The organism is Pullulanibacillus sp. KACC 23026, assembly GCF_029094525.1.
Lineage (GTDB): Bacteria > Bacillota > Bacilli > Bacillales > Sporolactobacillaceae > KACC-23026.
Genome location: NZ_CP119107.1, coordinates 3,416,879 through 3,439,137, shown reverse-complemented (window position 1 = coordinate 3,439,137; position 22,259 = coordinate 3,416,879). Strand labels below are relative to the sequence as shown.

The 22,259-nt window shown below is 44.3% G+C and carries 23 protein-coding genes and 1 riboswitch; of the genes, 21 read left to right on the top strand and 2 right to left on the bottom strand.

Features of this window, described 5'->3' with window-relative positions; genetic code table 11:
• The first annotated feature begins 10 nt into the window (after positions 1–10).
• The 5 genes from PU629_RS16000 (at position 11) to PU629_RS15980 (ending at position 3,418) form a co-directional block, all read left to right on the top strand.
• Positions 11–775: a dihydroorotate dehydrogenase electron transfer subunit gene (locus PU629_RS16000; protein ID WP_275284462.1), complete on the top strand. Its 765-nt coding sequence runs from the start codon at positions 11–13 to the stop codon at positions 773–775.
• Positions 772–1,701, top strand: a complete 930-nt coding sequence (locus PU629_RS15995) for a dihydroorotate dehydrogenase (RefSeq protein WP_275281050.1) — start codon at positions 772–774, stop codon at positions 1,699–1,701. Before PU629_RS16000 ends, PU629_RS15995 begins: the two co-directional genes overlap by 4 nt.
• A 20-nt stretch (positions 1,702–1,721) precedes the next feature.
• Positions 1,722–2,465 carry an orotidine-5'-phosphate decarboxylase gene (pyrF, locus tag PU629_RS15990; RefSeq protein WP_275281049.1) on the top strand — a complete coding sequence of 248 codons (744 nt, stop codon included), beginning with the start codon at positions 1,722–1,724 and terminating at the stop codon, positions 2,463–2,465.
• The gene (gene pyrE, locus PU629_RS15985) at positions 2,462–3,106 is read left to right on the top strand and encodes an orotate phosphoribosyltransferase (protein ID WP_275281048.1); all 645 of its coding nucleotides are present in this window, start codon (positions 2,462–2,464) and stop codon (positions 3,104–3,106) included. Before pyrF ends, pyrE begins: the two co-directional genes overlap by 4 nt.
• Positions 3,107–3,208: 102 nt before the next feature.
• A complete protein-coding gene (locus tag PU629_RS15980) occupies positions 3,209–3,418 on the top strand; it encodes a hypothetical protein (RefSeq protein WP_275281047.1) in 210 nt (69 codons plus the stop codon).
• A gap of 97 nt (positions 3,419–3,515) precedes the next feature.
• Here the strand turns inward: PU629_RS15980 and PU629_RS15975 are convergent, their stop codons facing one another.
• On the bottom strand, positions 3,516–5,231 hold the full coding sequence (locus PU629_RS15975; RefSeq protein WP_275281046.1) for an Rqc2 family fibronectin-binding protein: 1,716 nt from the start codon (positions 5,229–5,231) through the stop codon (positions 3,516–3,518).
• Between the two features lie 189 nt (positions 5,232–5,420).
• On the opposite strand from PU629_RS15975, the gene PU629_RS15970 reads away from it, so the two are divergent.
• The 14 genes from PU629_RS15970 (at position 5,421) to spoVM (ending at position 19,520) form a co-directional block, all read left to right on the top strand.
• Positions 5,421–6,311 carry a YicC/YloC family endoribonuclease gene (locus tag PU629_RS15970; RefSeq protein WP_275281045.1) on the top strand — a complete coding sequence of 297 codons (891 nt, stop codon included), beginning with the start codon at positions 5,421–5,423 and terminating at the stop codon, positions 6,309–6,311.
• Between the two features lie 91 nt (positions 6,312–6,402).
• Complete coding sequence (gene remA / locus PU629_RS15965; protein WP_275281044.1) at positions 6,403–6,663, top strand: extracellular matrix/biofilm regulator RemA; 261 nt, start codon at positions 6,403–6,405, stop codon at positions 6,661–6,663.
• Positions 6,664–6,687: 24 nt separating this feature from the next.
• On the top strand, positions 6,688–7,308 hold the full coding sequence (gmk, locus tag PU629_RS15960) for a guanylate kinase (protein ID WP_275284461.1): 621 nt from the start codon (positions 6,688–6,690) through the stop codon (positions 7,306–7,308).
• A 4-nt stretch (positions 7,309–7,312) separates the two neighbouring features.
• Positions 7,313–7,507 carry a DNA-directed RNA polymerase subunit omega gene (gene rpoZ / locus PU629_RS15955; RefSeq protein ID WP_275284460.1) on the top strand — a complete coding sequence of 65 codons (195 nt, stop codon included), beginning with the start codon at positions 7,313–7,315 and terminating at the stop codon, positions 7,505–7,507.
• 245 nt (positions 7,508–7,752) lie between these two features.
• Positions 7,753–8,976, top strand: a complete 1,224-nt coding sequence (gene coaBC, locus PU629_RS15950) for a bifunctional phosphopantothenoylcysteine decarboxylase/phosphopantothenate--cysteine ligase CoaBC (protein WP_275281043.1) — start codon at positions 7,753–7,755, stop codon at positions 8,974–8,976.
• On the top strand, positions 8,973–11,381 hold the full coding sequence (priA, locus tag PU629_RS15945) for a primosomal protein N' (RefSeq protein ID WP_275281042.1): 2,409 nt from the start codon (positions 8,973–8,975) through the stop codon (positions 11,379–11,381). The genes coaBC and priA overlap by 4 nt, the downstream gene beginning before the upstream one ends.
• Positions 11,382–11,481: 100 nt before the next feature.
• Positions 11,482–12,438, top strand: coding sequence for a methionyl-tRNA formyltransferase (gene fmt, locus PU629_RS15940; RefSeq protein ID WP_275281041.1), 957 nt, complete (start codon positions 11,482–11,484; stop codon positions 12,436–12,438).
• Complete coding sequence (rsmB, locus tag PU629_RS15935; RefSeq protein ID WP_275284459.1) at positions 12,428–13,768, top strand: 16S rRNA (cytosine(967)-C(5))-methyltransferase RsmB; 1,341 nt, start codon at positions 12,428–12,430, stop codon at positions 13,766–13,768. The genes fmt and rsmB overlap by 11 nt, the downstream gene beginning before the upstream one ends.
• 257 nt (positions 13,769–14,025) lie before the next feature.
• Positions 14,026–14,769, top strand: a complete 744-nt coding sequence (locus PU629_RS15930; RefSeq protein ID WP_275281040.1) for a Stp1/IreP family PP2C-type Ser/Thr phosphatase — start codon at positions 14,026–14,028, stop codon at positions 14,767–14,769.
• Positions 14,766–16,760 carry a Stk1 family PASTA domain-containing Ser/Thr kinase gene (gene pknB / locus PU629_RS15925; RefSeq protein ID WP_275281039.1) on the top strand — a complete coding sequence of 665 codons (1,995 nt, stop codon included), beginning with the start codon at positions 14,766–14,768 and terminating at the stop codon, positions 16,758–16,760. The genes PU629_RS15930 and pknB overlap by 4 nt, the downstream gene beginning before the upstream one ends.
• Before the next feature lie 13 nt (positions 16,761–16,773).
• Complete coding sequence (rsgA, locus tag PU629_RS15920) at positions 16,774–17,655, top strand: ribosome small subunit-dependent GTPase A (protein ID WP_275281038.1); 882 nt, start codon at positions 16,774–16,776, stop codon at positions 17,653–17,655.
• Positions 17,656–17,710: 55 nt separating this feature from the next.
• Positions 17,711–17,821, top strand: a riboswitch (TPP riboswitch).
• Positions 17,822–18,096: 275 nt separating this feature from the next.
• Complete coding sequence (gene thiT / locus PU629_RS15915) at positions 18,097–18,651, top strand: energy-coupled thiamine transporter ThiT (RefSeq protein WP_275281037.1); 555 nt, start codon at positions 18,097–18,099, stop codon at positions 18,649–18,651.
• 3 nt (positions 18,652–18,654) lie between these two features.
• Complete coding sequence (locus PU629_RS15910) at positions 18,655–19,296, top strand: thiamine diphosphokinase (protein WP_275281036.1); 642 nt, start codon at positions 18,655–18,657, stop codon at positions 19,294–19,296.
• A gap of 143 nt (positions 19,297–19,439) precedes the next feature.
• Complete coding sequence (gene spoVM, locus PU629_RS15905; protein ID WP_275284458.1) at positions 19,440–19,520, top strand: stage V sporulation protein SpoVM; 81 nt, start codon at positions 19,440–19,442, stop codon at positions 19,518–19,520.
• 123 nt (positions 19,521–19,643) lie between these two features.
• Here the strand turns inward: spoVM and rpmB are convergent, their stop codons facing one another.
• On the bottom strand, positions 19,644–19,832 hold the full coding sequence (gene rpmB, locus PU629_RS15900) for a 50S ribosomal protein L28 (protein ID WP_275281034.1): 189 nt from the start codon (positions 19,830–19,832) through the stop codon (positions 19,644–19,646).
• 188 nt (positions 19,833–20,020) lie between these two features.
• Between rpmB and PU629_RS15895 the strand changes: the two genes are divergently transcribed.
• Complete coding sequence (locus PU629_RS15895; protein ID WP_275281033.1) at positions 20,021–20,383, top strand: Asp23/Gls24 family envelope stress response protein; 363 nt, start codon at positions 20,021–20,023, stop codon at positions 20,381–20,383.
• A gap of 58 nt (positions 20,384–20,441) precedes the next feature.
• Positions 20,442–22,100 (top strand): DAK2 domain-containing protein, encoded by a 1,659-nt coding sequence (locus tag PU629_RS15890; RefSeq protein WP_275284457.1) that lies wholly within the window; start codon positions 20,442–20,444, stop codon positions 22,098–22,100.
• Positions 22,101–22,259: the final 159 nt, after the last annotated feature.

The following is a 22,259-nucleotide window of genomic DNA, read 5'->3' as shown; positions in this document are numbered from 1 at the left end:
AACGCAGCTGATGGAGATTGTAAGCAATGAAGGAATAGCGAAAGACATTTTTAAACTGATCGTTAGGGGCTCGCTTGCGAAAGAGGTGCAGGAGCCCGGCAAATTTTTTCATATTAAAGTCGGTGAGGGGCTTTTCCCCCTCCTTCGCCGCCCGATCAGTCTATGTGATGTGAACCATGAAAGAGAAGAAGTCACGATGATCTACCGAGCTGAAGGGGACGGAACAAAAGCATTAGCCAAGCTTCAGCCTGGAATCTTGGTCGATGTATTAGGGCCGCTTGGTCATGGCTTTCCAGTTGATGAAGTACCAGAAGGCGGTCATGCTTTATTAGTTGGCGGAGGAGTAGGTGTTCCGCCTCTCTTTCTGCTCTCAAAGATGTTAAGAGCGCGCGGAGTTTCCGTAACCCATGTTCTTGGCTTTCAATCTGAGCCCATTGTTTTCTATGAAAATGAATTTAAAACACTCGGTCCAACCTATATCGCAACAGTAGATGGAACGCATGGGACAAAGGGCTTCGTTACCACCGTGATGGAGCAGGAATCGCTTACCTTTGATACACTGTTTGCTTGCGGGCCGATCCCAATGCTTAAAGCCCTGGAAGCGGATTATGGGAATCAACCGGTTTACCTGTCACTTGAGCAGCGAATGGGCTGCGGCATTGGCGCCTGCCTAGCTTGTGTCTGTCATACAAAAGAGGATTCAACAGGTGCGTCTTATAAAAAAGTGTGTACAGATGGCCCGGTATTTCGTGCAGGTGAGGTGGTGCTATCATGAAGTTTGACGTTCATTTACCTGGTTTAGAGATGAAAAACCCGATTATGCCGGCATCAGGCTGTTTTGCTTTCGGACAAGAATATGCCGCTTTCTATGATCTAAACGTACTCGGTGGCATGGCGATTAAAGCTGCAACATTAAACCCTAGGTTTGGCAACCCAACACCTCGAGTGGCTGAGACGACAGCAGGGATGCTGAACGCCATTGGCCTGCAGAATCCTGGAGTCAAAAAGATTATTGAAAAAGAACTTCCGACTCTAAAATCCCTTTGTGATACCCCGATTTTAGCGAATATAGCAGGATCAACAGAGGACGACTATGTGGAAGTCGCCCGTCAGTTAGGACAAACAGGACATGTATCTGCACTTGAGCTCAACATCTCTTGCCCCAATGTTAAAGAAGGCGGAATAGCCTTTGGGACCGACCCGGATATCGCTGCCCGCTTGACGGAAAAAGTAAAAAACGTCTCGGGGGTTCCTGTCTACGTTAAGCTGTCTCCAAATGTTGCGGATATCGTCAGCATGGCAAAAGCGATAGAAGCAGCGGGGGCGGATGGACTCTCTATGATTAATACACTTCTTGGCATGCGTCTTGATCGGAAGACAGGTCAACCGATCTTAGCCAACCGTTCAGGAGGCTTAAGCGGGCCGGCGATTAAGCCTGTTGCCATTCGGATGATTTATGAAGTCAGCCAACAAGTTAGCATTCCAATTATTGGGATGGGAGGTATCCAAACGGTTGATGATGTTATCGAGTTCCTAATGGCAGGAGCCAGTGCTGTAGCAGTTGGGACCGCTAATTTTGTTGATCCATTTGCTTGTCCGAAATTAATTGAAGCTTTGCCTCAGGCCATGGAAGAGCGCGGTGTGACAGACATCAACGACCTTATCGGCATCAGCTGGAAAGAAGCTCAAAAGGTCATTTAAGTTACGAAGGGGAGACGAGGATGAAAACGACTGAACCTGATCAAGTGATTTCACAAAAAGAAGTCTTGGTGGCGCTCGATTTCCCAAGCTATGAGAAGACCAAACAGTTTTTAAAAGAATTGGGACCATATAAACCCTCTGTCAAGGTGGGCATGGAGCTTTTTTATCAAGAAGGGCCGCGCCTCATTCATGATTTGAAGGAAGCCGGTTATTTTGTCTTTCTCGATTTGAAACTTCATGATATTCCAAATACAGTGAAGCAGGCTATGAAAGGCCTGGCACGCCTTGGAGTAGATATGGTCAATGTCCATGCAGCGGGCGGCCGGCCAATGATGGAAGCTGCAAGGGAAGGGTTAGAGGCGGGGGCACCGGCTCATACCGATAAGCCTCTATTAATTGCAGTGACGCAGCTGACCAGTACGAACCAAATTATTTTAGAGAAAGATCTTCTTATTCAAGAGCCGCTGGACAAAGTGATTGTGACTTATGCAAGACATGCAGAGCTCAGCGGTTTGGATGGAGTGGTTTGTTCAGCTTGGGAATCTAAAATGATTAAAACAGCGACACGTTCTGATTTTCTTACAGTCACACCGGGTATTCGCTTGGCGGGAGATGACGTACAAGATCAAAAGCGGGTTGCCACCCCTTCAAAAGCAAGGGCCTTAGAGAGCGACTATATTGTTGTGGGACGAAGTATAACAAAGGCAGCAAACCCAGCTGCCGCCTACGAGACAGTGTGCAAAGAATGGAGTGCTGAACAATGACGAATACACAGCTCAAATCAAATATCGCCGGACATCTTTTAAAAATTAATGCGGTTGTACTGAAGCCTGATGAACCTTTTACCTGGTCATCTGGACTGAAAAGCCCTATTTATTGTGATAATCGGTTAACTCTTTCTTATCCGAGAGTACGTGCTGCCATTGCCGATGGTATGGTGGCGCTTATTCAAGAGCATTACCCAGATGCCGATGTCATTGCCGGGACAGCAACAGCAGGCATTCCTCATGCCGCCTGGGTAAGCGAGCGTCTGGACTTGCCAATGGCTTATATTCGTGGGTCTGCCAAATCTCATGGTAAGAAAAAGCGGATCGAAGGCTTGATCGAGGCCGGTCAAAAGGTTGTGATCGTTGAAGACCTTATTTCGACTGGCGGCAGCGTGCTGTCTGCTGCAGAAGCGATCCGTGAAGAAGGGGCAGAGGTATTAGGTGCAGTGGCTATCTTTACATATGGCCTTGAAACCGCAACGGTTAACTTTAAAGAAGCCCAGGTTCCTTTTGTAACCTTAACAGATTTCCAAGAACTCGCTCAGCAAGCAAAGGAAAACGGTCAATTAACCGATGCCCAGCTTCAGAAGCTCAGCATTTGGCACCAAAATCCGCAAAGTGATGCGTGGATGAAATAGAAGAGATATAAAAAATCCGTTGACACGTCTGAGGTGTCAGCGGATTTTTGCATAATAACTACTATCGAAACAAATTCTAATTTGGTCAGGAGGTGAATTGACGTGGCTCAAAATAATAACAATAATAATAACAACAACAGCTTCAAAGAGAATCTTAAAGAAACGGCTGGGTCTGCCTTTCATACGGCTCATAGCGCTCTTCAAACTACTGAGAGTGCTGCTATGAACACGGTTGATGCGACAGCAAACGCAGTCGGAAAAGTAACCGGAACGAAAAACAAAAATAATAATCAACAATCTCAAAATCAATAAATGATAAGAGGCCGCACCGGTCCTCTATTCTAAACAACAACAACGGGCACCTATGAACGCTATGAGAGCGTCTCGGGTGCCCGTTCTAATTTTATTTTTATTGGTTATTATTTTTCAACCGATGGACGGTCCGTTCATCGGGGGTCACATAGAGCGTTTTTTGATGATCATAGATTACAAATCCTGGCTTTGCCCCATTTGGCTTTCGAACATGCTTTATAAACGTATAGTCAACGGGGACGCTGCTTGAATAACGGGATTTGCTGTAAAAGGCTGCAAGCTCTGCGGCTTCCTTCAATGTCTCATCACTCGGCTGATCAGAGCGGATCACGACATGTGAGCCGGGGATGTCTTTTGTGTGAAGCCAAACGTTGTCTTCATCAGCTAAACGCATGGTTAAATAGTCATTTTGTTTATTATTTTTCCCAACGAGAATGGTGGTGCCGTCTGCCGCTGTATAGCTTTCGATGACCGGCTTGGCTTGCTTTGCCTTAGTCTGACGACGACGCTTTCGAACATAGCCGCCTTCCTCCAGCTCCTCGCGAATTTCTTCGATATCCCTTAATGAGGCGGATTCAATCTGCTGAGCGACATGTTCAAGGTACACGATTTCCTCTTCGGTCTGTTGAATTTGCTCTTGAACAACTTGTTTAGCGTGCTTTAGCTTGTTATATTTCTTAAACAAACGTTGAGCGTTGTCTGACGGCGTCTTATTAGGGTCCAAAGGGATTTCAATGATAGCCTGGTCGGGATCATAATAATTGACCGCCTTAAGCAGAGCATCCCCTTTTTTAACTTGGTGCATGTGAGCCGTCAGGAGTTCCCCGTATAATTGATAGGTAGAAGCTTCCTCTGTCTCTTTCAGCGTTTCGCGCAGTTTCTGTAATTTTGATTCATTTTTCTTAAGTTCATTCCCTACAAATCGACCTAAGTCACTTGTCTTTTGCTTAACCACATCCGATTCTGCTTTAAGGGCATAGAAGGAATCCAGCATATCGCTGACTGAATCATAGGTTTCCGATATCCCACCTAAATGGTTAAGAGCCACCACATGAAAAGCTTCTTTCTTTTGGGGAACTTGAACGATTGTCGGTTCGAAGCGGTTTTCTCTTATCTGTTGTTGAAGGTCAAAAAAAGCGCTGAGAAGGGCTTCACGGTGACCGAGTCCAGCACGGAACAAGACCTCTCTTGCTAAAAGCGGCGAAAAGCCTTCAACGTGTTCGACTAGCTGTCGATCAAGCTTACCCGCATTAAAGTCAAGTCTTCTTAACAAGTCATCCCGCTCGATCGTCAGTGGATTAAGTTTATCTTGCTCAGGTGGATTGACATAAGGGCGCCCCGGCAAAATAGTTCGATAACGGTTAACCGAAGGAGACAGCCTTTTTATGGCATCTAAGATCATCCCTTCTTTTCCGTCGACTAACATGATATTGCTGTGCTTACCCATTAGTTCAATGATTAATTTTTTTTGCACCGTGTCGCCGATCTCATTTTTACCTTTTATGTGAACGTGAAGAATCCGTTCAAACCCTATTTGTTCAATGCTTTCAATAAATGCCCCCTCTAGATGCTTGCGAAGGACCATGCAGAACATGGGAGGTTCCTTTGGATTATTAAAAGCTTCTTTAGTTAAATGTGTACGTGAAAATTGGGCGCTGGCTGAAATTAACCATTTATAGGTCGTTCCTCCTGCTCGAACGTGGAGAAGAAGATCGGTATCGTGCGGCTGGTAGACTTTAACAATTCGCCCGGTTTTAAGCAGCCCGTTCAATTCTCTTACAATGGCGTGGGTGACGATCCCATCGAAACTCATGGGGCATCCCTCTCTTTCTATGGGTAGTATAGCATAAGTAGTTTGTGTTATCTTGTTTTTAGGAGAGTGTGATAAAATAGGAATGTGTTTTTAAATTACTTTTGAAAATCCTTTAAAAATGATTATAATAAGATAGATATGGGTTCAAACCCTGACCGTGCGTATAGAATGATGACCGGATGTGATAGAATGGTACATAGTATGACAGGCTATGGACGGGCAACCTGTCAAGAAGGAAATTGGGAGGTGACGGTTGAAGTAAAGGCGGTCAACCATCGCTATCTGGATATTTCCATCACACTGCCGAACCAATGGTTGTCTCTAGAAGACGCTTTGAAACGGAGTATGAGCGCCCAATTTAAACGGGGAAAGCTATCTGCTTATTTTACAATTGAAGGTTCCGAAGCCCTGAAGCAGCAGCTGCAAATTAATTGGGATATGTTTGATCAATATCGTGAAGCGAGCCTTGAAATGCAGAAACGTCTTGGAGACGCTGAATCAGCACATTTGGGGAACTGGAAAGCTTTTCTTGATTTGCCTCAAGTGCTGACGATAAAGGAACAATCGCCTAAGTCCTCCCAATTAGAAGCACTTATTCATCAGTCTCTTAATGGGGCTTGTGAAGAACTGCTCGCTATGAGAAGAAAAGAAGGAACCTTTTTAAAAGAAGATATTCTCAGTCGGCTGCAGGTGATTGAAGCGGGAGGAACTCAAATTAAGGCAGAAGCACCGCGAATCGCAAAAGCTTATGAAGCACGCTTGCATAAACGCATTCTTGATTTACTATCTGAACATGGAGCTCCGGACGAGGACCGCCTGATCAACGAGGTAGCAATCTTTGCAGAGAAGACCGATATCTCTGAAGAACTGACGCGGTTATTCAGCCATATTGACCATTTTCGAGCGATACTCGAGAGGGATGGAGCCATCGGCAGACAGCTCGATTTTTTAATTCAAGAAATGAATCGCGAACTGAATACGATGGGGTCCAAAAGCCCTGATGTAGGAATTACACAGGACGTTGTCCGGTTAAAAAGTGAACTGGAGAAGGTTCGCGAACAAGTTCAAAATATAGAATAGACTGTGTTAGATTTGCTGTAGCTCTCTTGAGAAGCTGATGCCAAGTTTAATAAGGCAGGGATGTCTACCCCTTAATAGGAGGCTAGTTTGGATGATCAAATTAATCAATATTGGATTTGGCAATATAGCTTCGGCCAATCGAATTATTTCAATTGTGAGCCCTGAGTCGCAACCGATTAAAAGGCTCATTAAAATTGCTAGAGATCAAAATAAACTCATTGATGCGACATATGGAAGACGAACACGGGCGGTTATTGTCATGGATAGTGATCATGTCATTTTATCTTCTGTGCAGCCGGAAACCGTTTCAGGCCGTCTTGTCCAACAAGAAGAAGAGTCTGATGAAAGTTGAATAAGGCTGGAGGGAAACATGCCTATGGGATATAAGGAAAAAGGATTATTAGTGGTGCTTTCAGGCCCGTCCGGCGTAGGAAAAGGGACGGTCTGTAAGGCACTTAGAAGCAGGGAATCACAATTGGATTATTCCATATCTGCGACAACACGCAAGCCTCGAGCAGGTGAACAGCATGGAGTGGAATACTTCTTTAAGACGAAGGAAGAATTTCAACAAATGATTGACCAAAACCAATTGCTGGAGTGGGCAGAATATGCGGGTAATTATTATGGCACTCCCCTTGATTACGTCCAAAATACTTTGGAAAGCGGTCAGGACGTTATATTAGAAATTGAAGTTCAAGGGGCCATGCAAGTCAAAAAGAATTTCGCTGAGGGTTTATTTATCTTTCTTGCCCCGCCTTCTCTAAGCGAACTTAAAAACCGCATTGAAGGAAGAGGAACAGAAACAGCGGAATCGATTGCCATGAGACTTTCCATTGCAAAAGAAGAAATTGAGATGATGTCTCATTACGATTATGTCGTTGAAAATGATCAAGTTACCCTTGCCTGTGATCGGATTGAAGCCATTGTGACAGCCGAGCACTGCAAAAGGGAGCGGGTCATTGAAAAATACAAACAACTTACGGAGGTTGATGAATAACATGATGCTTTATCCTTCTATTGACTCATTGCTAGAAAAGGTCAATTCCAAATATACACTTGTGACGCTTTCATCAAAAAGAGCAAGACAAATTCAGCAAGAAGGCGATGTTCTCATCCCGCGTCCATTCTCGGATAAGCCAGTAGGAAAAGCGCTAGAGGAAATCCGTGAAGAGGCTATTACCATTAAACACTCTTAATAATGGATGAATCGATAGTCGCAAAGCTAAACTGATAGACAGGTTGATGACCGTCGCCCGAACCAACTTGAGCAACAACCAAATGAGGTTGTTGCTTTCACTTTAATTAGAAATGGGACATCCGATTACGCTCTTTTAACCAGGACGTTTCTAATCAGTGGTTGGGGGCGGGCAGCTAAATTCTGTCATTAAATTTAAGGACTCATGTAAAAAAACGTGTTTTCACTTAGAAAGGACGTGTAAGAATGAGAGGAAAAACCATCCTTTTAGCGGTTGCTGGAGGAATTGCAGCCTTTAAAGCAGCGGCATTAACAAGCATGCTGACAAAAGCCGGAGCGTCGGTTCATGTGCTGATGACATCAGCTGCTAAAGAGTTTGTCGGGGTGCAAACCTTTCAAGCCTTATCCCGAAATCCGGTTTACGACGATACTTTTACAGAGAAAGTTCCTCATCAAATCGCTCACATTGATCTGGCTGATAAAGCTGATCTAATCCTTGTGGCGCCGGCAACGGCCAATATCATTGCAAAATTAGCAAGCGGACAAGCTGATGATATGGTGACAACGACGATTCTAGCCTCCAAAGCACCTGTTTGGGTGGCACCTGCCATGAATGTGAACATGTATGACCATCCTGCTGTACGGGACAATCTGAACCGCTTGAAGTCCTTCGGTTATGAAGTGTTTGAGCCGGGTGAAGGTCTTCTTGCTTGCGGTTGGATTGGAAAAGGCCGGCTCCCTGAACCTGAAGATTTATTTTCATCAATGGAAGACTACTTTTTTTCAAAGGAGCACCCGCCTCTTTTACGAGGGAAACGCATAATGATTACAGCGGGTCCAACACGCGAGCCTATCGATCCCGTGCGTTACATAACGAATTACTCTTCCGGAAAAATGGGTTATGCACTCGCAAAAGCGGCTAAGCGCTTAGGGGCGCATGTGACCTTGATAGCCGGTCCGACTGATTTGAAGGCACCAGCTGTTGATGAGTTCGTTCCAGTCGTGACAACGGCCGACATGTATGAAGCCGCGAATTCACGGTTTGCAGCCTGCGATGCGGTTATTAAATCCGCGGCGGTCGCCGATTATCGCCCTAAGCAGGTCTTGGAGAAAAAATACAAAAAAACGGCAGAGAGTACGGACTGGTCGATTGAACTCGTCGAAAATCCTGATATTCTTAAATCCTTGGGAGAGCGCAAAAAAACAAATCAAGTTTTAATTGGATTTGCTGCTGAGACAAATGATCTTATGACCAATGCTTTAGCCAAAATAGCCAAAAAGAATCTTGATGCGGTTGTGGCGAATGACGTCAGCCAATCGGGCATCGGGTTTCACTCTGACGAAAATGAAGTGACGATTTTCTTCAAAAATGGGACCTCAGAGCTTGTTTCCCAAAGAACAAAGGATGACGTCGCCTATGAAGTATGCAAAGCCCTTGCCCGTCTTTTGAACCAGAGGGAAGAAGCATGATTGCTGAAGTCATCGTGGACGTTCCTGCCAATCAAACGGACAAGCCCTTTGATTATCTTGTCCCAGATGAATGGTCAGATTTGCTAGAAGCGGGAATGAGGGTCATTGTTCCTTTTGGACCGCGAAAGCTTCTAGGGTTTGTTATTGGATTGAAGGACGCCTCTGAGTTCGGAAAGCTTCGTTCCATTCTTTCAATCGTTGACGATGCCCCTGTTTTAGGAGAAGAATTAATTGCTTTAGGGGATTGGCTCGCCCGTACGACATTATGCTATAAGATTCAAGCCTTTCAAGCGATCCTTCCATCCATGATGAAGGCAAGCTACAAGAAGACCTTGAGAGTTTCGTCTGACCAATCGCTTGAGGAGTGGCCAGAACTACAGACGTTATTTGGAAAGAAAAAACTGTGGGCTTGGGAGGACATCCAAAAGGTGGCTCCTAAGACGCTTTCTAAAGTAAAAAAAGCGCTTAAAGAAGGTATCTTAGTCGCGGATCAGCATGTAGGTGATCAGCGTACCTACAAAACGATAAAACATTACCTGTTAGCTAAAAAAGCAAACGAGGTTCTTGCTTCACTTACAGGAAGAGCTCGAAAACAGCATGAATTGCTTGAATGGATGCTCCGTCAGCCAGTAGGAGCCTCCTTTTCATTTTCTGATTTGGAGCAAGCTGTCTCTGCTACTCGGAATACCGTTAAGACACTCGTTGAAAAAGGGGCGCTTGTTGAAGAAGAAGTCGATGTGTTTCGTGACCCTTATCAAAAGGAGATCCAAACAACGGAGCCTTTGCCGCTCACTCGCGAACAGCAGCTGGCCATCCTTCCTATATTAAAGGATCTTGAAACTGACACCGCACGTGTTCATCTCTGCCACGGGGTAACAGGAAGCGGCAAGACAGAAATTTATCTTCAAACCATTCAAGAGGTGTTGAAGAAAGGTGAGCAAGCGATTGTTTTAGTTCCAGAAATCTCTTTAACGCCGCAAATGGTCGACCGTTTTAAGGGGCGTTTCGGCTCAGATGTTGCCGTTTTGCACAGCGGCCTAAGCCAAGGTGAGAAATTTGATGAATGGCGGAAAATCCAAAGGGATGAAGTCCGGGTTGTGGTCGGCGCCCGCTCAGCCATTTTTGCTCCCTTTTCAAATCTAGGCGTCATCATTATTGATGAAGAGCATGAAACAAGTTATAAGCAAGAAGAGACTCCTCGGTACCATGCGAAGGATGTAGCGGTTTTTCGGAGCCGTTATCATAAATGCCCGGTCATCCTTGGAAGTGCGACGCCTTCTCTTGAGTCTTATGCAAGAGCGCAAAAAGGCGTGTACCATCTCATAACTTTGAAAGAACGAGTGAACAATCGTATGCTTCCGCCTGTTCGAATTGTCGATATGAGAGAGGAATTAAGAGAAGGGAATCGTTCTATCTTCTCTAAGCCTTTGTTGGAGGCTCTTCAAGATCGGTTGCAAAAAGGGGAGCAAAGCGTCCTGCTTCTGAATCGAAGAGGTTATTCGACCTTTATTTTATGCCGGGATTGCGGGTATGTGGTGAAATGTCCGCATTGCGATATTTCCTTGACCTTTCATCAGAAAGAACAGCGAGTCAAATGTCACTATTGTGATTATTCGTTACCGGTCCCAAGAGTTTGTCCAGAGTGTCAAAGCGAACATATTCGTTTTTTTGGCTCAGGTACCCAAAAGGTAGAAGAGGCCCTTACACAGCTCTTACCAGAAGCACGTGTCATTCGCATGGATGTTGATACAACACGGCGAAAAGGATCCCATGAGAAACTTCTTGGACAGTTTGGTTCGAGACAAGCGGATATCCTGCTTGGAACTCAAATGATCGCAAAAGGGCTCGATTTCCCTTATGTGACACTTGTGGGTGTCCTAGCGGCGGATACGACACTTCATATCCCTGATTTTCGCTCGGCAGAAAAGACATTCCAGTTATTAACTCAGGTAGGTGGACGAGCTGGAAGGCACGAGCTCCCAGGGGAAGTGATCATCCAAAGTTATGATCCAGAACATTACTCGATTGTCAGAGCCCAGCATCACGATTACGATCAGTTCTATGTTCAAGAGATGATGTTCAGAAAACAGCATGATTATCCACCATTCTTCTATCTGACTTTGATTACAGTCAGCCATGAATCTTATGTAAAGGCACAGGAGACGACCAAAAAAATGGCCGTCTATTTAAAGAAACATCTGACAGAAGAAGCTGTCATATTAGGCCCGGTTGCACCGGCTGTTGCACGGATCAAAGATAGATATCGGTCACAGTGCATGATAAAATATAAGCGCGAACCGGGTCTCATGCCTGCTTTAAAAGGGCTATTAGATCATTACCAAAACGCTTATCTGAAGGATGGGTTGTCCATTACCATTGATGTGAATCCTTACGCGATCATGTAAAACCAACATGCGGCGGTGAAGACTTATCGATTAATGCTTAGCGGTGCTTAAAACAGTGTTTAACTTGAATAGAGGCCATAAATTAGGAAAGGATGAGGACATGAATATAGTATTTATGGGAACACCTGATTTTGCGGTTCCGGTCCTAGAGCAATTATTTAAAGATGGTTATACGGTTAAAGCGGTTGTTACGCAGCCCGACCGGCCAAAGGGAAGGAAAAAGGTCTTAACGCCTCCTCCTGTCAAAGTAAAGGCAGAAGAATATGGCGTTCCTGTTCTGCAACCTGAAAAAGTTCGAACACCTGAAGCTGTCCAGGCCATATTAGACTATGAGCCGGATCTGATCGTAACGTGTGCTTATGGACAGATTCTCCCAGAATCTCTCTTAAAGGAGCCAAAACTTGGCTGTATCAATGTACACGCTTCTTTGCTCCCAGAGTATCGAGGTGGCGCTCCGATTCACCATGCGATTATGGATGGGAAAGATGAGACTGGGATTACCATTATGTACATGGTAAAAGCCCTTGACGCAGGGGATATGCTGACACAAGTACGCGTTGCGATTGGGCCCGAAGATACCGTGGGAACGATGCATGATAAACTGAGTCTTGCAGGGGCTTCCTTGCTTTCTGAAACTCTTCCAAAATTAATTAAAGGTGAACTGACGCCGATCCCCCAAGACCCGGATCAAGTCACGTATGCACCAACGATTCAGCGAGAAGATGAACGGATCGATTGGTCGAAACCAGCTCAACAAATTGTCAATCAAATTCGTGGTATGAATCCATTTCCAGTTGCTTCTACGGTCTATAAAGGCCAAAACATGAAGCTATGGAGAGCGGAAGTATCAAATCGGACGGCAGCGGGTGAACCAGGTGTCATCATCGGTCTAGAAGAAGATGGGATTCTTGTAAAAACAGCCGGGGAGACGGCGGTGAAATTAACCGAACTGCAACCTGCAGGGAAGAAGCGCTTAACGGCACAACAATACCTCCTAGGGGCTGACATGAAAGAAGGCGACCGTTTTGGCGAAGCAAACGCAACCGATGACAATTAGGGGACTTGCCTTACAATTAATCGAACAAACACATAAGCAAAAGGCGTATAGTCCCCTGTTACTTAATCAAACGATCGAGAAGCATCAGATTGAAGGACGCGATGCTGCTTTATTGACTCAGCTTGTCTATGGTGTCCTTCAAAGAGATTTAACGCTTGATTTTTATCTTAAAGGCTTTGTTAAACCTAATCAAAAAATCGAGGATTGGGTTCGTTATTTGTTGTTTTTATCGATTTATCAGCTTGTTTACTTAGACCGAATTCCTGATCATGCCATCGTGAGTGAAGCGGTTAACCTTGCGAAAAAGCGCGGGCACAAAGGGATAGCAGGGTTTGTAAACGGAGTGCTGAGAAATGTGATAAGAAGAGGCGTTCCAAGCTATGAATCGCTTCCTTTGCCGGAAAGACTTTCTGTTCAGTACAGTCATCCGCTTTGGCTGGTAGAGCGCTGGATGGATCATTTTGGTACGGAGAAAGCAGAAGCGATTCTTGCTGCCAATAATGAACCTGCTTCTGTCAGTGTACGTGTCAATCCGCTTAAGACAACGAGAGAAGAAGTCATGACACGTCTTATTCAGGACGGGATGGAAGTGGGCTTAGGAAGCCTCTCTCCTGATGCCTTAATCATTAAAAAAGGGAAGGTTGTTAACCATCCCGTATTTAAACAAGGGCTTATCAGTATTCAAGATGAGAGTTCGATGCTGGTTGGGCGAGCATTAGACGTTCAGCCGGGTATGCTCGTATTAGATGCCTGCGCCGGTCCTGGAGGCAAAACCGCTCATCTTGCCGAACTCATGAAGGATGAAGGCACGATCCATGCCCTTGATTTACATAAGCATAAGACAAGCCTCATTATGGATCAGGCTAATCGGCTAGGCCTTCACTCCATACATACAACCGCTCTAGATGCTCGAAGCGCGAGCGACCATTTCCCTGAAGCTTCATTTGATCGCGTCTTAATTGATGCGCCTTGTACGGGGTTTGGTGTGATCAGAAGGAAGCCGGAGATCAAATATACGAAGTCTGAGAACGATATTTCTCAAATTTCCGCTATTCAAGCAGCTATTTTAAGCAGTTGTGCGAGCCTGGTAAAGCCAGGGGGTAAACTCGTTTATAGTACGTGTACGATAGACAGGGAGGAAAATAGCCGGCAAGTTGAAGCCTTCTTAGCGGAGCATCCCGAATTTGATTGGGATGATACATTGGCAGACCGTTTAGCTACAGTGAAAGAAGCGAACGAAGAGGCCCTCCGGAACGGTTGGATTCAGCTTTTGCCTTCAGATAGTGAAGGGGATGGATTTTTCATTTCTTGTTTAGTTAGAAAGGCTTAATAGCTCTTCATTAAGAGCGAGTGTGTAAAAGCCGTATCCTTTAAGCCGTAAGCCTATAGATTGCTAGAAGACTTTTAAGGTTTTACGTCTCTTTTATACACTGGGAAAGGCCGTTTCCTACTTTTTTCAGAAGAATCATCCATTATAATTGATAGTGAATTATAATAGAAAAAAGGGGACGATTCATAACTTAAAAGGTGACAAGATCGTGAGTAGCCAAAGATGGGGCACCTTTTAACAAGAGGGAGTGTCTAAAGATGAATGTGATCTTTCAAACAGATCCAGGAAGAGTCCGAGATCATAATGAAGATAACGGCACTGTTCTAGTCAAGGAACAAGCAGTCCTCGCAGTCATTGCAGATGGAATGGGCGGTCATTTGGCAGGTGAGGAAGCGAGTGCCTTAGCTGTAGAAACCATTAAAGAGGCTTGGGAAAGTTACGATCCAGGTGATCCAACTGAGGATCCGAGATGGTTAGAAGAAACGGCTATGAAGGCTAACCAAGTGATCTATAACCATGCTGAGTCCCATTCCGAATGCAAAGGGATGGGCACAACATTGGTTATGGCCATTTGCCGAACCGATTGTTTAACGATTGCACATGTCGGGGACAGTCGAGGTTACCTCGTTATAGATCATGAGACAATCAAACAGATTACAGATGACCACTCTCTTGTCAATCAATTGGTAAAGGCAGGACAATTATCTGAGGAAGACGCGGATCATCATCCGCGCAAAAATGTATTGATTCGTGCTCTTGGAACAGATATACATACTGAAGCCGATGTCAGGCGGATTGAATGGCAGGCTCATCACTGCTTGCTTTTGTGTTCAGATGGTTTATCCGATTTTGTCGACAAATCAACCTTGTTGTCTATTATTTCCTCGAATCACTCCATCGAACAAAAGGCAACTGAACTCATTGAATGCGCAAATAACGCCGGTGGCTATGATAATATAAGTGTCCTGCTAGTGATGAATGAGGACGGTGAACAACCATGATAGGGCGTCGCATTAATGATCGCTATAAAATCATCTCTCGCGTTGGGGATGGAGGGATGTCAGTCGTCTACAAAGCTGAAGATCTCATCCTTGATCGACTTGTGGCGGTCAAAGTGCTGCGCAGTGATTTTTCTTCAGATGAAGCTTTTATTCGCCGATTTAGGCGTGAAGCCGAATCGGTCGCTAGTCTATCCGACCCTAATATTGTCAGTATTTATGATATTGGAGAAGAAGAGAATCTTCACTATATTGTAATGGAATTCATTGACGGCATGACGCTCAAAGAATATATTAAGCAGTTCGGACCGCTGCCTTCCCGTGATGCGGTTTATATTCTTAAGCAAATTGCCTCGGCTTTAGAGCATGCCCATAATCAGGGGATTATCCATCGCGATATCAAACCGCAAAATATATTAATTGATGACCAAGATAATGTGAAAGTGACCGATTTTGGTATTGCGCTTGCTATCAGTTCAGCAACGATTACGTTTACAACTTCAATTATGGGAAGTGCCCATTACTTATCTCCGGAACAGGCTAAGGGCGGGAAAGCAACGGCTAAGTCGGATGTCTATGCGTTTGGGATCGTTATGTATGAGATGCTGACAGGGGAACTTCCATTTCCTGGTGAATCCCCTGTGACGGTTGCGCTTAAACATTTAAATGATGATTATACACGCCCTAAAGTTTTGAATCCAAATATTCCTCAGAGTTTGGAAAACATAATAATTAGAGCGATGGCGAAGCTGCCGGAGGAGCGTTTTGACGGAATGAGTGAGATTTATCAAGAGTTAACAACCGCACTCAATCCAGATCGAATCGATGAACCTCCCCTTGTACTAAATGGAGGTGAGGACCCCGAAGCGACGAAAGTGATTCCACCTATCGCCTCTTTTGAAGATAAAGGACCGACTGAACAAGTAAAAAAGGCTCAGCCAGAAGCAACTTCGACTCCTGTTCCCAAAAAGAAAAGGAAACGCAAGAAGATTGTAATCTGGTCAAGTATTATAGTGGGAATAGTGATACTTGCTGTTTTGGCCATCATTTTATTACCTAAGCTCTTATTTGTTCCAGACGTGACTGTTCCAAATGTTGTTGGGAAAACCTATGATCAAGCGGTTGATACGCTAACCGATAAGCATTTGTATGTCAAAAAGAAAATGGTTGAAAATGATCAGAAGCCATCAGGCATTGTCGTTGATGAATCGCCGAATAGCGGGTCGAGCGTTAAGGAGAATTCCACGGTTACCCTCGTTGTGAGTAAGGGACCCGCAAAGGAAGAAGTAGCCGATTATGTGGGCTATGATCGTTCAACGGTTAAACAATTACTTAAAGGCAGTCAATATAAAGATATTGTTTGGAAAGGTGTCCCTTCCGATTCGGTGCCAGCAGATCAAGTCATGACCCAAAAGCCTGACCCGAATACGAAAATTGTCCCTTCTGAAACAGTGTTGGAGTTGACTTACAGCACAGGCCCAGAAAAGGTCAGTGTTCCGGATGTCACCGGTCAATCCAAAGATTCGGCGACACAGACGCTTGAGAATGAGGGGCTTCAAGTGATCGTTCAGGACGGAGACTACTCTGATAGTATTGCAAAGGGCGATGTACTCAGCACAGACCCGGCAGCTGGTCAGAAGGTAACAAAGGATACGGAAGTGACGGTATACCTTTCTAAAGGCCAAGAAGAGCAGCCTGTTAATACGTCCGTTCAAATTCCAGTCGACCCCTCCTCTTCCGACAACTCGGATGATGGGACAGATACGGACACGGATACTAATGGTGATACGCCTACCGAACATCATGTGGTGATTACCTACACGGATGCCAAGAATCAGAATGCAGTATTCAAGGATGAAACGATCTCGAAGGCGACTACTTATACGTTGCCGTTAACGATTGATCCGGGCAGTTCGGCTACCTATACAGTAGTGCTTGACGGCACGACCGTTCAGCAAAAAACGATTCAATACTCGGATGTAAAAAAAGGCTAGTGGGAGTGACTAAATGGCAAAAGGAATTATTATAAAAGCATTAAGCGGATATTATTATGTTCGAGATGGGGCGACGACTTATCAATGCCGGGGGAGAGGGCTCTTTAGAAAACAAAAAATAACCCCGCTTGTCGGTGATCATGTGACGTATGAATCCACCAGCCTTACAGACGGAACCATCGTTGATATTGAGGAGCGTCGGAATGAGTTGGTCCGACCGCCAATCGCCAATGTGGATCAGGCCTTGCTCATCTTCTCAGTAGCTGAACCTGATTTTGACAGTAAACTATTGGACCGATTTCTTGTTTCAATTGAATCCCGATTGATTCAACCCATCATCTGTTTGACCAAATTGGATTTATTAAATGAGTCAGGCAAGCAGCAAATCAAAGCCTGGAAGGACGTTTACGAGACAATCGGTTATACAGTTCTTCTGACCTCTAGCCGTACTGAAGAGGGGCTTAAAGAGCTCTTACCTTTTTTAGAAAATAAAACAACCGTTGTAGCTGGCCAATCAGGTGTTGGAAAATCCTCTTTACTCAATGCTTTGAACGTTAATTTAAGCATTGAGACGAACGAGATATCAGAATCTCTTGGCAGAGGAAAGCACACGACTCGTCATGTGGAGCTCCTCCCCGTAGGAAATGGGTTAGTTGCGGATACCCCGGGTTTTAGCTCATTGGATTTTGCGGATATTGAGCTGGAAGAAATCGGCGCTTGCTTCCCTGAAATAGCCCGATTTTCTGCATCCTGCAAATTCCGCGGCTGTACGCATCGCTCTGAGCCAAAATGTGCGGTCAAAGAGGCGCTTGAAAGTGGGGAGATTGCCTCCTCACGTTATGAAAACTATCTTAATATTTTTGAAGAAGTTCAAAACCGAAAGAAGCGTTACTAATATTGCCAATGACTAGTGGATAACGCTATAATGAAAAAGGCAAATAATTGAATACGAGGACCACATGGGGAGTCTTTATCTGAAAGGCTGAGAGGAAAGTGATACTTTCGACCCATCGAACCTGTGAGTGATCATGCCTGCGAAGGGATTGTGGCAAACGTTTAGACGATGAGTCTTGGATTCGCGAGAACCGTATGCCCTTTTTTGGCATACGGTTTTTTTTGATGACTGACCGCTGTTGAAGACCAACTTAACGGAGAGGTTGTCCCGACCCATTAGAACCAACAAGAAGAAAGGACAGAGAAGATCAGTTTGATATTCCAGAGATGCAGGTTCGCGGCAGCCTGCACGAAGAACGTTTAAGAGTGATCTGAAATCTTAATGTTATTTCTATTAGATGAGTAAGTTAGAGCGTTAATACTATGTAAGGGGGGAAACGTTGTGAGACAATCGAGTCGGTTAATGATATTAGTTGAAGGAGCGCTCATGGTCGCCCTATCTGTCGTGTTAAATTTTGTGAAGATAGGAGGCCCGTGGGTGGCCGGGGGAGCGATCTCTTTAAAAGCTCTGCCTATTGTGATCTTTGCCCTTCGTTACGGGTTAAAATGGGGTCTCTTTGTTGGCTTTGTATTTGGAACAGTTGATTTTATCTTAGAGCCTTATTTTGTCAATCCAATCCAATTTTTATTTGATTACAGCTTAGCTTATTTTGCGGTTGGAACAGCGGGTGTAATTCGAATTTCTAATAAGGCGGGTCGGACAGCGACATTTTGGCTTGGCGGAATCGCGACGGTAATCGGAATGGTGTTTGAATTTATTTGTCATTATTTATCCGGTATCTTTTTTTATGCTTCCGATGCACCAAAAGGTCAGCCTGTAGGTCTTTATTCCTTTCTGTATAATGGCTCTTATGTCGGACCCAGTATGCTTGGGGTATTGATCGTTGTCATTATTTTAGCTTCTGCATTCCCCAACTTGATTACAAGGCGGATTTAACCTATGAATATTGCCATCCTTTCAGGCGGTCCAGATGCTTATTTGCCAGCTTTTTCAAATCCTCTTCTGAAAGATTGTTTATGGGTGGGCGTTGATCGGGGGACCGTGACGCTTCTTAACAACGGATTGATACCTATTCGAGCGTTCGGGGATTTTGATTCCATAACGGCAACTGACTTGAGCCGGATTCATGAGGCCGCCATTCCGCTGTCCACTTATAAAAAAGAAAAAGATGCAACCGACATGGAACTTGCCCTCGATTGGGTTCTCAAGCAGTCACCAGAGACGTGTTTTTTGGTCGGAGCGACTGGGGGACGTCTCGATCACGCCTTAATGAATCAGCAACTTCTTATAAAAGCAATTGATACATCCACCTCTTTATTTCTTTTGGATCATCAAAACATCGTCACACTTTTAAAACCGGGTTCTTATACTATAGAGAAACGCCCTGAATATAACTATGTCTCATTTATAGCCTATTCGCCTGCAGTTCATGGCCTTACTTTATCAGGATTCCAATATGACTTAGCGGACCATCTATTGAAATGGGGATCGTCTCTATGTATTAGCAATCATTTTATTGGGTCAAAGGGAACTGTACGGTTTACAGAAGGCCTTTTATTGCTGGTGCAAAGCCGCGATTAATCTTGGAGTAAAAGCAACTTCTCTTACAAAAAAATATGAGAATAGGTACTTTTTTTGATTTGGCGAATATACTAGTAACAAGTCTTATTGGTCTCTTATAGGTTTTATAGATGAGAAACGGTTTTTAGGCAAGGAGGAGGATTATGAAATTTTATACGATTAAGTTGCCAAGGTTCTTAGGTGGTTTTGTAAGAGCAATCTTGGGCTCGGTAAAAAAAGGTTAACAAAAAAGCACCCTTTGCAGGTGCTTTTTTGTTTTGGATGATTCTAACCATAAAAAAAATAAAAGTCCAGCTGATCAGGAGGATTCCTAAACAAACTGAACTTTTATTTTGTGTAAAAGTCGATTAGACGCGTTCAACTAAACCTGCTTTAAGTGCTTTTGTTGATACGTAAACGCGTTTTGGTTTACCGTCAACTAAAATGCGTACTTTTTGTAGGTTCGCTTTGAACTTACGCTTGGACTTATTTTCAGCAAATGAACGATTTTGTCCGAATTGAGTCGTTTTACCTGTTACAAAACATTTCTTTCCCATGAGTCAAACCTCCTTGCCGTGAATTGCAAACACTCTTAAAATAATAGCATTAAATCGCGATTTAGGCAACTCGATTTTCATATACTAATAAAAAGTGAAAGCGACTCCCATGGAATGCCCTAGTCTTTTAAAACCAAATCGCTTAGTGTAGAATGACTATATGTACAAAGATGAGGGGGCGAGCAGCTGTGACGATCGAATTAAAAACGGAATTTGGAAAAATAGACGTCACCAATGATGTTGTAAGCAAAATTGCAGGCGGGGCTGCTGTTGATTGTTATGGAATTATCGGCATGGCATCGCAGCATCAGCTAAAAGATGGATTAACAGAGTTATTAGGACGCGACAACTTTAGCAAAGGCGTTATCGTTCGCGAATCCTCCGAAGGCTATCAAATTGATATGTACATCATTGTCAGTTATGGGACGAAAATATCTGAAATCGCTCATAACGTTCAAACGAAAGTTAAATACAGTCTCGATCAGATGCTCGGGATTGATGTTGACGCGATCAATATATTTGTTCAAGGCGTCAGGATGATGAACGAGTAAACCAGGAGGCTAGTTAAAAGTGGTCAAAGATAAAATTCAGGTTCAAGAGCTAAAAGACATGTTTAAAATGGGGGCAGATAACTTAGCTGCACATGCCGCTGCTATTAATGCACTCAATGTGTTCCCAGTACCAGACGGGGATACAGGAACAAATATGTCTTTAACCATAGCATCAGGAGTGCGTGAACTTAAGGCTTCCCCTTCTTCTACTATCGGAGAGGCGGGTTTGCAATTTGCAAAAGGCCTTCTCATGGGAGCAAGAGGAAATTCTGGGGTCATTTTATCACAGCTCTTTCGAGGGTTCTCTCAAGTTCTAAAGAATGAACGGGACAGCTTAAATGCCAACACATTAGCTGAGGCGTTTCAAGCCGGTGTGGAGACGGCTTATAAAGCGGTGATGAAGCCGGTGGAAGGAACGATCCTAACCGTTGCTCGAGAAGCGGCAAAAGCAGGGCTCTTAGCCGCTAAGAAAACCAAAGATGTTCTAGTGGTTATGAAGGCTGTTGTGAATGAAGCAAGGGCAACCCTTCAAAGAACACCTGAGATGCTTCCACTGCTTAAGGAAGTAGGAGTCGTGGATTCAGGCGGACAAGGTCTCTTAGTCATTTATCAAGGCTTTTTATCTGTTTTGTCAGCAGAAGCACCGCCTTCTGTTACGCAAGAAAAGACGGAGAAGCTTGACGATCTAGTGAAAGCGGAGCATCACAAAAGTGCCCATTCTTTCATGAAAACTGAAGATATTGTGTTTGGTTTCTGTACTGAATTCATGGTTCGTTTCTCTCCTGAAGGAGCAAGCCGCTATGATGAATCGGCACTCAGACAAACACTTTCTAATTATGGGGATTCTTTATTAGTCGTTTCGGATGAGGAACTTCTGAAGGTTCACATTCACTCTGAGAAACCTGGAGAGGTGCTGAATATTGCTCAGACCTTTGGTGAAATGATTAAAATTAAGATTGATAATATGCGTGAACAGCATGCGGAAATTACGAATGAGCCGGGGCCAAGTTCAGAAACACCTGTTAACTTTTCAACGAAACCTTCAAAGGATGAACCTAAGCCTGAATTTGCCGTTGTCACGGTTGTACCGGCCGTTGGGATTGCACAGTTATTTAAAAGTTTAGGTGCAACCGGAGTGATTGAAGGCGGTCAATCCATGAATCCGAGCACAGAGGATTTAATCAAGGCGATTGAAGAGACAGGCGCTTCACAGGTATTAGTGCTTCCAAACAACGGGAATATTGTTATGGCGGCCAAACAGGCAGCTGAAGTAGCCGCGGCTAAGGTGGAAATTGTTGAAACAAAATCCATTCCTCAAGGGCTATCTGCTTTGATGGCCTTTACTCCAGGACGATCACTTGCTGACAATGCGAAGGCGATGACGGACGCTATGAAACATGTAAAATCAGGTCAAATCACTAGCTCGGTTCGCGATACGACGGTTGATGGATTAGCCATCCAAAAAGGACATTATATCGGTCTAATTGAAGGTACCATTGTTTCGACTTCGCAAAATCGCTTAACTGTCTTAAGCCAGTTATTAGAGAAGATGGTCGGCCCTGATGATGAAATTTTGACGATGATTTGCGGAGAATCTGTCACGCCAGAGGAAGAAGCTCATTTGAAAGAGCAGCTTGAGAAGGACTATGAAGACTTAACCATTGACATGCACCATGGCGGACAACCTATATATGATTTCTTATTATCCGTTGAATAGGCGTTTTTAAGGCGCCTATTCCTTATTTTTAACGAGGCTTATTAAAAAAAGTGACGAAAAGCGTATAGGCGGATATTATAGAAATTAGTAAGGGATCAATAGTGAGGCGTCATGGGGTTTTAAACGTTAAAAAAATGTGTCAGGAATGCAAAAAAAGTG